The sequence below is a fragment of the Bacillus sp. CHD6a genome (genome assembly GCF_001293645.1).
Taxonomy (GTDB): Bacteria; Bacillota; Bacilli; order Bacillales; family Bacillaceae_I; genus Sutcliffiella_A.
In genome coordinates this window covers 113,205-124,402 of sequence record NZ_LBMD01000010.1, presented here as the reverse complement: position 1 = coordinate 124,402, position 11,198 = coordinate 113,205, and the positions used below count along the sequence as shown (strand labels likewise).

General features: G+C 38.3%; 12 protein-coding genes. 8 read left to right on the top strand and 4 right to left on the bottom strand.

What is annotated here, in order from left to right; genetic code table 11:
* Positions 1 to 51: 51 nt before the first annotated feature.
* The 5 genes from AAV98_RS09445 (at position 52) to AAV98_RS09425 (ending at position 7,209) form a co-directional block, all read left to right on the top strand.
* On the top strand, positions 52 to 1,284 hold the full coding sequence (locus tag AAV98_RS09445; RefSeq protein WP_060665303.1) for a metallophosphoesterase family protein: 1,233 nt from the start codon (positions 52 to 54) through the stop codon (positions 1,282 to 1,284).
* A 5-nt stretch (positions 1,285 to 1,289) separates the two neighbouring features.
* On the top strand, positions 1,290 to 4,322 hold the full coding sequence (locus tag AAV98_RS09440) for an ATP-binding protein (RefSeq protein ID WP_060665302.1): 3,033 nt from the start codon (positions 1,290 to 1,292) through the stop codon (positions 4,320 to 4,322).
* 83 nt (positions 4,323 to 4,405) lie between these two features.
* Complete coding sequence (locus AAV98_RS09435) at positions 4,406 to 5,623, top strand: MFS transporter (protein ID WP_060665301.1); 1,218 nt, start codon at positions 4,406 to 4,408, stop codon at positions 5,621 to 5,623.
* Between the two features lie 397 nt (positions 5,624 to 6,020).
* Complete coding sequence (gene yhaM, locus AAV98_RS09430) at positions 6,021 to 6,965, top strand: 3'-5' exoribonuclease YhaM (protein ID WP_060665300.1); 945 nt, start codon at positions 6,021 to 6,023, stop codon at positions 6,963 to 6,965.
* 70 nt (positions 6,966 to 7,035) lie between these two features.
* Entirely contained in the window at positions 7,036 to 7,209 is a 174-nt protein-coding gene (locus AAV98_RS09425) for a sporulation YhaL family protein (protein ID WP_010198295.1), read from the top strand.
* A 30-nt stretch (positions 7,210 to 7,239) separates the two neighbouring features.
* On the opposite strand, the gene AAV98_RS09420 is transcribed toward AAV98_RS09425, so the two are convergent.
* A complete protein-coding gene (locus AAV98_RS09420) occupies positions 7,240 to 8,127 on the bottom strand; it encodes a peptidylprolyl isomerase (protein ID WP_060665298.1) in 888 nt (295 codons plus the stop codon).
* A gap of 736 nt (positions 8,128 to 8,863) precedes the next feature.
* Between AAV98_RS09420 and AAV98_RS09415 the strand changes: the two genes are divergently transcribed.
* Together AAV98_RS09415 and AAV98_RS19955 are read left to right on the top strand one after the other, a co-directional pair.
* Complete coding sequence (locus tag AAV98_RS09415; protein WP_060665297.1) at positions 8,864 to 8,950, top strand: YjcZ family sporulation protein; 87 nt, start codon at positions 8,864 to 8,866, stop codon at positions 8,948 to 8,950.
* Positions 8,951 to 8,981: 31 nt separating this feature from the next.
* Complete coding sequence (locus AAV98_RS19955) at positions 8,982 to 9,068, top strand: YjcZ family sporulation protein (protein WP_082380849.1); 87 nt, start codon at positions 8,982 to 8,984, stop codon at positions 9,066 to 9,068.
* Positions 9,069 to 9,153: 85 nt separating this feature from the next.
* Here AAV98_RS19955 and AAV98_RS09410 read toward each other — a convergent pair whose 3' ends face one another.
* Together AAV98_RS09410 and AAV98_RS09405 are read right to left on the bottom strand one after the other, a co-directional pair.
* A complete protein-coding gene (locus AAV98_RS09410) occupies positions 9,154 to 9,345 on the bottom strand; it encodes a hypothetical protein (RefSeq protein WP_010192281.1) in 192 nt (63 codons plus the stop codon).
* Positions 9,346 to 9,484: 139 nt separating this feature from the next.
* A complete protein-coding gene (locus AAV98_RS09405) occupies positions 9,485 to 10,039 on the bottom strand; it encodes a DUF3267 domain-containing protein (protein WP_060665296.1) in 555 nt (184 codons plus the stop codon).
* Positions 10,040 to 10,255: 216 nt separating this feature from the next.
* Between AAV98_RS09405 and AAV98_RS09400 the strand changes: the two genes are divergently transcribed.
* Positions 10,256 to 10,585 (top strand): DUF1878 family protein, encoded by a 330-nt coding sequence (locus AAV98_RS09400; protein WP_060665295.1) that lies wholly within the window; start codon positions 10,256 to 10,258, stop codon positions 10,583 to 10,585.
* On the opposite strand, the gene AAV98_RS09395 is transcribed toward AAV98_RS09400, so the two are convergent.
* A complete protein-coding gene (locus AAV98_RS09395; protein WP_082380848.1) occupies positions 10,572 to 11,171 on the bottom strand; it encodes an HTH-type transcriptional regulator Hpr in 600 nt (199 codons plus the stop codon). The genes AAV98_RS09400 and AAV98_RS09395 overlap by 14 nt on opposite strands.
* Positions 11,172 to 11,198: the final 27 nt, after the last annotated feature.

Sequence of the window (11,198 nt, the reverse complement as noted above, 5' to 3'; positions counted from 1 at the left end):
TATTCATGATAAAATAAGGAAAAGACGTTTAGAGATGAGGGTAAATCTAGAATGAAAAAAATCCGTTTCCTGCATGCTGCAGATTTACATTTGGACAGTCCGTTCATGGGACTTAGCCATCTTCCCCAACAGCTATTTAAACAGATTAGAAAAAGCACCTTCCAATCTTTAACAACGCTCATAAACGCTGCTATCCATCACAAAGTGGATTTTGTTTTATTAGCAGGAGATCTCTTTGATTTAGAACAAAGAAGCCTAATAGCCCAAGCGACACTTAGAAAAGAATTCTTACGGTTAAATAATGCAGGAATTCAAGTGTATCTTATACACGGAAACCATGACTATCTTACTGAAGAACATACACTTTTTAACTATCCTGAAAATGTACATATTTTTACTGAACAAGTTGAACGAAAGGCATATATGAAAGACGAAGAAGAGTTTGCATGTATATATGGATTCAGCTATAAACAAAGACATTTAACGGAGAATATGACAAGTTATTACGAGAAAGAAGACAACATGATACCTTTTCACATCGGTATGCTACATGGGAATCTTTCTGGAAGAGAAGAGCATGATCCATATGCTCCGTTTACTTTACCTGATCTTCTCGATAAAGACTTTGATTACTGGGCGCTCGGGCATGTACATAAACGTGAGATACTGCACCATCATCCACCAATCGTCTATCCGGGAAATATCCAAGGTCGTCATAAAAAGGAACAGGGTGACAAAGGCTGTTATTTGGTTGACCTCTGGGAGGATGGTATTTCTGAGCTAACGTTTATAGAAACATCCTCTATACTATGGGAAGAACTCGAGATTTCCATCCATGAGTTACAAACGGTAGATCAACTGATGGAAAAAACGAAAGAAGCAGTGGATGCCATTAGGTTGGAAGGGAAGGGAAAATTACTTCGAATTACCTATACAGGGAGTGGTAACCTGCATGGTTTCCTCCAAGAAGAAACTCATAAGGAAGAACTTCAACTCCTTTTAAATGAGGGGGAAGAAAATAATATTTCGTTTGTATACATCTATACGTTGCGTGTGCGAACAGTCCTGTCCTATTCCAAAGAAGACTTGCAGGATAAAACATTTTACAAGGATTTCTACACGATGGTAGACCAAGTGGACATGAAAGAAGCATTGGCACCATTGTTACGTCACTCTGAAGCAAGCCGCTATTTAGAAACCTGGGATGAAGAAGAAATGAAAGAGATAGTGGAAGAAGCGGAACATTGGCTAATCAGTAAATTCTTAGAAAGTGAAAAGAGGTGATTAAGTTGAAAATTACGAGCTTACATATCTATGGATTTGGAAAACTAGAGAATGTGGTAATGGAAAATCTATCACCAACTATTCAAGTAATCTACGGTGGAAATGAAGCAGGGAAATCTACTGTGATGGCCTTTATTCAAGCCATTCTTTTTGGTTTTCCTGCAAAAAATCAACAAGACTTGCGTTATGTTCCTAAAAAAGGCTTTAAATATGGTGGTAAGTTGGTCGTAGAAACGAATGATGAGAGAAAGATAACGATTGAACGAGTGGCAGGGAGGTCTTCTGGAGATGTCACGGTTCAAGATGAGCAAGGCAACCCCTGTAAACTGAACGATGTGCTAGGCGGCCTTGATAAAACGATGTACAAGGGCATCTTCTCCTTTAATATCATGGACATTCAAAATCTACAGCTGATAGATTCTGAACAACTTGGCAGTTATTTGTTTTCTTCAGGTCTAATGGGAAGTGAACAGTTGCATAAATTATCTCGAGAATTAGCAAAAGACCAGGAAGAGCGCTTCAAGCCAAATGGCAGAAAGCCAGTAATCAATCAGTTGTTAACCTCCTTAAAAGAAGAAGAACGAGTGGTGCATCAATGGAAAGAAAAAATAGGACAGTATGATCGGTTGCAAAAGACCTTAAATCAATTTGATAAATCTTTGAAGGAATTACAAATAAATAAAGAGGATATAGAGCAAAAGATAAAAGAGACAGAAGCAATGCTCACTATTCAGCCATTGGTTAATAGATTAGAGATTCTTCAATATCAAATAGCGGAAGTAGGAAACGTTGAGTCATTTCCTCATGATGGTTTGGCAAGATTGGACAAATGGCAGACAGAGGTAGTTTTCTATCAATCAAAACTTGAAAAATTGAAAAAACAATTAGAGGAGAAAGAGCGAGAAATAGAACAGATAGGGGTGAATGAAGAAGTTCTTGAAAAAGAGGAAGGGATAAAAAGCCTAGTAACTTTACTTCCTACCTATCAACAGGCGAAAGATCAATTGTCTCTGTTAGCAACAGAAATATCTCAGTTAGAAAAGCGCATGGATGGGTGGAAAGAGGATCTTGAATGGTCTGAGAAAACAGATTATGAATTAGAAGCACTACATACCAGTTTAGCATCTAAGGGGTCATTGCGGGAGCTTTTAAAGAGTCATCATGAGATTCACATCCAGAAACAACGGTTGGATGAACAGTTCCAATTAGCAAAAGAGGAACTTGAGGCGCAGGAAGAACGGGTGAAAAGTCTTGAACAAGAACAACTTCCGAATCAAGAAGTCATAAAAATGAAGGAAAAGGTTGAACTAGAAGACAAGGACACTTTGCATAAAGAAATCCAGCTCACAGAGCAACTCCTTCATCAGTTAAATAAGCAGCTAGATGTTCAAAAAAGAAATAATCATAACGAAGAAAGAAAAGGTAAGCAAATCGCAGTTGTAACTCTATTGCTGGGGATTGCCGGTGCCACTTACTTTTTCATGCAAGACCAGCTTATCCCTTCACTGCTTTGTTTAATCCTATTCTCCTTGCTTTCTTTTACATTTGGTAGGAAAACTAAACATCAAAATAATCAAAATGAGCTGGTTAAAGAGAAGGATGTGCTAAATAGTAAGCTGGAATTATTAAAAGATAAGCTTTATTTTAATGATACAAACGAGAAGGTGGAAGAGTATCAAAAAGCTTTGGCAAAGAACGAACAAGTCATGCAGCTTCTGCAAAAGGAGAGGCTTCTCCTTTCCCAGTGCGATCGGACATATAATAGAATCATTCAGCAATTTGAAGAGTGGGAAGGAAAGAATTTTTCCTTTCAGGATCAATGGCATAAATGGACCTCTGCCCTTTCACTTGTCCAAATCTCACCTGCTTTTATGGAGGAGGCCTACGACAAAGTAGTACAATTGAAAGGTGCAATTTCAGATAAAAAAGAGCTAGTGGAACGGCAAAGCCACTATAAATTAGTAGTAGATAAATTTCAAAAGGAGCTAAATGCTCTGTTAAATGGAAACAATGAACCTTATCAAAGATTAATGACAGAAGATATGTTCACACAATTACGTCTTGATGTGGAAGAAAACGTTGAAAAACAGAAAAAGAAACAACGGCTTTTGGAACAAGTTGACGTCTTAACAGAAGAATTAGATGGGTTGTCCCAACATAAATCTGAGGCAAGTAAGCAAATTCAACGTCTTTACGAACAAGCAAAAGTAGAGAATGAGGAAGCGTTTCGACAAAAAAACCAACAAAATATTGAAAAAAAAGAGTACGAGAAGGAGTTAGCCCTCCTTAAAAATCAGTTAGTACAAATAGAGAATTCCTATCAATTAACCGTTAGGGAAAATAAACCGATCGATATATGGAAAGCAGAGAAGGTTGAACTAGAAGATACCCTTAAGACGATTAAAGAAAAACAGAGCCAGATTGTCGAAAATAGAACGGCAACAAAGGAAACCATTCGACTTTTGGAAGAAGCCGGTACTTACTCTGAAGCAGTACAACAATTCGAATTAACTAAAAGCAAGTTACAGGAGCATGCGAGAAATTGGGCAATCCATGCCACTGCATCCCATCTTATAGGGAAGACGATGGAATTTTACCGTACAGTCAAACTTCCAAAAGTACTTCAATTTGCATCTGATAACTTCCGCTTCCTCACAAAAGGGAACTATCATAGCATACTTGATGCGCAAAATGAACGAACGCTTCAGGTACAACATGCAGACGGGACGAAATTTGAACCAAAGGAATTAAGTCAGGCAACTGTAGAGCAGCTTTACATATCCTTACGTGTCGCTGTTGCCCAGGTATGGAGTGATGAACAGAAACTTCCATTCTTAATGGATGACAGTTTTGTTAATTTCGATGAACAAAGAACAGATCTAGCAATTAAGTTGATAAACAAACTTGCACTCCAAGGTTATCAATTCCTTTTCTTCACTTGTCATCACCATATTAAAGAAAAATTGGCGAATGATCCAAATAACGGGATATTTACTTTTTATCCTATGAAAGTAGAAGAACCAATCCTCAAAAGGTGAAAATGGTTCATCCATTGCCGAAAGGAATAGACAAGTGCTATGCTTAGAGAGGTAAAGAGAAGCAAGTTGAAAGGATAACGAAAATGAGTGAAAGTGTATTGAAAAATAATAGAGCATCACTGATACTATTAAGTTTTAATCTATTTATCGTGATGGTAGGAATAGGTTTGGTTATCCCAATTCTTCCATTTTACATCGATAAGTTTGGAGCGGACGCAAGAACATTAGGTTTGCTTGTTGCCGTGTTTGCGTTTATGCAGTTTCTATTTGCCCCTTTATGGGGAAGGCTGTCTGATAAAATTGGAAGAAAGCCTTTAATAACGATTGGGCTTTTCGGGTTTGCGATCGCTGAGTTTATTTTTGCCTATGCAAGCGGCTTATGGATGCTCTTTCTTTCTAGAATCCTAGCGGGAACATTTGGTTCCGCCCTTATGCCAACTGCAATGGCCTATGTTTCGGATGTTACTTCTTCTGAAAAAAGAGGCCAAGGAATGGGGATAATGGGTGCTGCAATGGGACTTGGTATCGTTGTTGGGCCCGGGTTGGGTGGCTGGCTTGCGGAGTATGACCTATCACTACCATTTTTAGTGGCAGGTATAGCAGCAACCATAGCGGGGATACTTTCCGTCATAATTTTACCGGAATCCTATCCAAAGCATAAAAGAGAAATGGATGCCAAAGCTTCTCAAGCTGACAAAAGAGACAATCAATTTGTAACGATGTATAAAGCTCTTAAAAGCCCTGTAGGATTTCTACTAATTCTTGTATTCATCATGAGTTTCGGATTGGCTAATTTTCAATCCATTTTCGGCTACTATACGATGGAGCGATATAACTATAACCCAAGTGAAGTGGGCTTAATCATTTTGATAGTCGGTTTGGTGGGAACAATAGTCCAAGGCGTACTGGTGGGAAGAATGACAAAGAAATTCGGGGAAGAAAGAGTAGTTACAACGGCTCTATTGATTAGTTCTTTCGGGTTTGTACTAATGACCCTCGCAACGAGCTTTTCAACAGTTCTATTAACTACCTGCATATTCTTCTTGGGAAATTCTCTGTTAAGGCCATCATTGAATTCATTTATATCTAAACTTGCAGGGAACAGACAAGGGCTTGTCATGGGGCTCAATAACTCATTCTTAAGCTTGGGAAATGTAGCAGGGCCAATATTGGCAGGTATTTTCTTTGAGATAAACATCCACATTCCATATTTATTCGGAGCGTGTATCATGCTATTCGGATTAATCGTCACCAAACTTTGGCTATCCAAAAGGGCCCATAAAATAGAAGTATCCTCATAAGGAAGATTGTGGTTCAAACCAGTTGATTGGAGGTAACTTCTGATGGAGATAGTGCTAGGTGGAGACCCCGCAGGCGTAGCGAGGCCACTGAATAACTGAAAACGTAAAGTTTTTATTGATTCCTAGCTGGTGATTGGAGAAAAGGCGAAGACTCCTTAGGGAGATAGCGCTAGGTGGAGACCCCACAGGCGTAGCCGAGGAGGCTCACGTCAGCCCCTAGGAAAGCGAAGCCTTTTGCGGAAATCAACAGCGGTAGCTAAAAAAAATTCTAAAATCAATGACTTTTTCAATGGCCCCGGCGCAGCCGAGGAGGCTCACATCAGCCCCTAGGAAAGCGAAGCCATTTCCGTAAATCAAATGCGTCGTCTAGGATAAAAAAGACAGGAGGAAGAAATAGATGAAAAAAGGTATCCTCCACTTTGAAGTGGGAGAACAAGTAGATGTTCATTTATTAATTAAAACAGCAACAAAAGGCATTGCAAGCAATGGAAAACCATTCTTAACACTAATCTTTCAAGACAAGAGCGGTGAGATAGAAGCAAAACTTTGGGATGCTTCTTCAGGTGATGAAGAGCTCTACACGCCACAGAGCATTGTTAGAGTGTTAGGGGACATTCATCATTACCGTGGTCGTAATCAACTGAAAATACGCAAAATTAAGCCAAAGGAAGAGCATGAGAATGTTAATGTCTCTGACCTAATCGAAACAGCACCACTAAGCCAAGAACAGATGATGGATAAAATAACACAGGCGATCTTTGAAATGAAAAACCCAAATATCCAAAGAATTACAAGACACCTGTTGAAAAAGCATCAAAATGAATTTTTGCAATACCCAGCAGCTACTAAAAATCACCACGAGTTTGTATCTGGTCTGGCTTATCATGTTGTTTCCATGCTAGACCTTGCAAAAGCCATAGCTAGTTTATATCCTTCATTAGACAAAGATCTTCTATATGCAGGAGTTATCCTTCATGACTTAGGAAAGGTAACGGAACTATCAGGCCCAGTGTCTACTAGTTATACAATTGAAGGGAACTTGATAGGCCATATTTCAATTATGGTAAATGAAATTGGAAAAGCAGCAGAAGAGCTAGGTATTGAAGGGGAAGAAATCATGGTTCTGCAACACTTGGTCCTAAGTCATCATGGAAAACTAGAATGGGGCAGTCCGAAACTTCCACTTATCAAAGAAGCAGAAATTCTCCACTATATTGATAATATCGATGCAAAAATGAATATGCTAGATCGTGCCCTAGAACGTGTTAAACCAGGAGAGTACACGGAAAGAATTTTTGCAATGGACAACAGAAACTTCTACAAACCTACTTTTCATAATTAAGTAATAGCCTCCCATACTCTATCATATGTATTTATTAGTAGCATATATGAAAGAGAAGGGGGGCTTTTCTATGCCATGGTGGATGCTGTTAATTGTTATCGGAATTGTTTTTAGTGCATATATGACGTTAAGGTCTGCAAAGGAAGAAAAGGAAGTAGAGGAAGCAATTATTGAAAAAGAAGGACAAGTATATATGGACAGGATACAAGAGGAAAGAGAGAAGAAGCAGGTAGTAAATGTATAGAAAAAAGGAAGCGGGGAGCCCGCTTCCTTTTTAGCTTTTTTCTTCGTTTTCGTTTTCTTTTTCTGTTTCGAATGTATCCTTAAGATTGGAATCTTTCACTTTGATATTAGCATTGTCAATTTCTTTTTGAACTACTGTATCCACAGCACCTTCTTGCTTCACCTTTGATAAGAGAACTTCTTCTTTTAACTCCGCTTTGATGTCCTCTAATGGTTGTTTTTCCTTTTTATCTGTTACTTTAATAATGTGGAAACCGTACATGCTTTCCACTGGCTCACTGATCTCGTTTACTTCGAGGCTGTAAGCTGCCTCTTCAAATTCAGGGAGCATGGCTCCAGCACCAAACCAGTCAAGGTCTCCGCCATTTTGAGCAGAACCAGTGTCTGTTGAATATTCTGTTGCAAGTTCGGCAAAGTCAGCACCCTCATCAAGCTTTTTCTTTACTTCATTCGCTGTTTCTTCATCTGCTACAAGGATGTGGCTTGCACGTATCTCCGGTTTCATTTGATCATAATATTCTTTAATTTCTTCATCGGTAACTTCTGCATTTTCCATAGCTGCTTTTTCCTGAAGCATGGAGATGCGCAAGGTTTGGCTTAATTGCTCTTCATTTTTGAAACCACTTTGAGCCATTGCTGAATCAAATTGAGGTCCAAGTTGCTGTTTTAACTCATCTAAGCGTTCTTGCAGTTCCTCATCTGTAACCTCATATTTCTCACTTAACACCTTTTCATATACCAATTCCCGAAGAACTTCTTCTCCGAAACGGTCCTTCATGGCTTCATAAAGCTCTTCCTGTGTAATGTTTCCAGCAGAGGTTTCAGCAATTACTTCCGTATTATCTGCTTTATCGTTGTTACAGGCAGACAGTGCAACAATTGAAGCGGTTGCACCTAAGGCAATTATCCATTTTTTCATTTAAGTCACTCCCATATGTAGTAAAACGTTCCAAACAATACTATAGCATATTCTTCAAATTTAATGAAATTATTTGACAACACTTTAAAGGCAGTAATTTAACTTATAAAAGTTAAGAATGTATATATCCCATTGATTTCCGTTCCAAGCGCTTTGCTTGCCTACTAGCGGTCCATTAACCTCCTCAGCTTTTGAGTGTGCGCCTGCGGAGGCTCACTTATCACTTCCTCCCGAGAGCGTCTGCGCGCCTCCTACTCCAATTAACAAAGTGACTTCATTCATTAAAAGAGTGTATGAGAAGCGCTCTAACTCAGTTAGCTGAATAAGTATTAACTTATCATTAATGGAATTTCTAGCTGTGTATTGGAGCATAAGGCGTAGACTCCAGCGGGGGAGAAACGGTAGGTTGAGACCCCGCAACGAAGAGAGGAGGCTCAAGCGCCGTCCCGCGGAAAGCGAAGCCATTTGCGGAAAGGAACAGCGGAGCATAACCAATTAACTTATAAGGTTCGGTTTTTTTAAAACTTAAGGTAAGAGCATTTTCTAAAAAAATGGGTAATGGTCCATTCCAATTTCTCTACTTTTACATATGATAAATGGAATCATGAAAACATCAACGCACTTTGTTGTTCCAGGATTTCATGTAAAAAACCTTAGAGGCAGGATAAACGCCTATGCCTCCTAAGAAATTGTTGCATAAGATATCGTAACAACTCATGAAGGAGGTGTTACTAAGATGAGTAATGCGTATGCAGGTGGCTTCGCGTTAATCGTAGTATTGTTTATCTTGTTGGTAATCGTAGGTGCAGCTTGGTTGTACTAAATACATCTTTAATTAAAAAGGAGGAACTATAATGTCAGGTGGACATTCCGGCGGATTTGCGTTAATCGTAGTATTATTTATCTTGTTAGTAATCGTAGGTGCAGCTTGGTTATGCTAAGCTAGACCTTGGAGAATAGGCTATGCCTTAAGCTCCGCAAAAACACCTTCCATGTTACATGGAAGGTGTTTTTAGTGCCGATTTATTATTTGGAGCTTAGCAGGATATCTACATAAGAGGAAATTAATAGAATGGTAATAAGTACATTTATGGTTCGGAAAACTTTCGGCTGACGATCCTCCGGTATTTCCTTTTGAACGCATAAAGCATTCGTTAATTTGTTTATGTAGAAGAGTATAAATACAGCCACCCAAACAAATAGAAATGCGATAGCCATAAGATCCCTCCTTTGTGGCTTGCTTTAAACTAAATACGGAATATATACTTATGCCTTCTACCTTACCAAAGTTTATGAGAAAAAGATACTGTGACAGTCCAAATCTTTTACAAAAAATGAAAAAGCATCCTAGATTTTTTTAGGACGCTATTTCTTTCTCATTAACTATTAAGATATCATAACCATTTTCTAATTCTTCAATTTGGCATTTGCTTGGCGCACGTTGGATAAGTTTAATATAAAGGAAATCTGGAATACTTAGACCAAGATTTACTGCCGCAAGCATAGAGAAATAATGATAATAGCTTGGGAAGATATGTGCAAGGAAGATGCATGCTGAAGTAATTATGGCAAAAGGAGCCAGTAATACAGCATACGATTGAATTTTTGTAAAAGGCTTTTTTGTTTTAATTTTCATATATGGCATATAGCACTTAAATTTCCATTTAAGTTTTACTTGGTTTTTTGTCGCAATTAGCGGAAGAACATGACATAGCTTGTGCATCGTGAACATGCCCAGCAGGCCAAGAATGAACCATCCAAAATTAGCAGATGAGACAGTTGTGTCATGGTAAATAAGGCTAAAAGACAGAAAGAATACAATAAACGAAAGTAAAGTAATGATAAACGAAATTAGTGTTATGCGATGGAGTCCATATTGTCTTGTAATATCAATGGATTTCCAGCAGTTCATAGTTGCGTCACCTACCGTAATTGCTTGTCGTAATCAAAATTACTAGATTAATGTAAGCTTTTTTATTGGAAAAATCAATAGGTGAATGTAATTTATTTTTTACTCTGTCCATCTAAATATTGGTAAGTGAAAGGAATTGATGTAAAATAAGGAGAAAAGTACAGCAAACCTTTGAGACTCATTAGGTAGAATTCCAAAAAGTAAGGACTGAATATAGTGGAAGAAAGATTTGAAACCCTGGAGTTCTATATGGAACTTTTAATAAAACAAATGGATCGGACAAGATATCCCTGGGATTATTTGATCATGCTTAAAAAATTGAGTAAGAAGGACGTGCAGAATCTGTACAATGTATGTGAAGAGTTGAGCAAAGAAATGGAGAAACAAAAAGCGGAAGGGTTTGTAACGTTTTCTCCGCTTCTTAAACATTTCAGGCAAGCCTTGCCAAAAGACCTGCCATTGGAGGACACAATTTCTGCTTTACGTACTCAAGGCTATTATGTCCAGCTGATGGACGCATTTCAAAGAGATATCAAGAAGAAGTAACGCTTTCATTTTTCTCTTCAAGCACTTCATCTTTTTTGGAAAGTCTACCATCGACCTCAACAAAATCCTCTTCAATATTATTAAATGATCTTTCAAAGATTTGCATAAAGTCCTCCCCATAAACATTGCGAATCACGCACATGATATCGAGCAACTCCGGAAATTTTCCATATAGATCATGCATCGGCAGAGCCCCGCTAAATACCGAATTTTTGCTAGGATCATAGGTTTCCATCAGTTCTAACAGAATTTTTTCTCCTTTGTCCGTTAGTTCAATATAGGTGTTTCGCTTATCATTTTCTTTTTTTGAAAAGCGAAGCAACTCTCTTTCTTCTAATTTCTTGGAGAAGTTAAAAGCAGTGGATACATGCATCACTCCGAATTTGGCAATCTCTGAAATACTTGCTCCTTTTAAGTGATACGCAATCCAAAGGATATGGTGTTCGTTTATATTTAAATCATATGGTTTAATCCACTGTTGCCAATCTTTTTCGATGGTCTTCCAAAGTGCTTTACTCAGCTGGGCAACACGTTGACTGAAGAGCATAGCTTCTTTTAATGAATACTGTCCGTTCTGTTGATTCACAACCTCACCTACTTTTTTCTAATATAT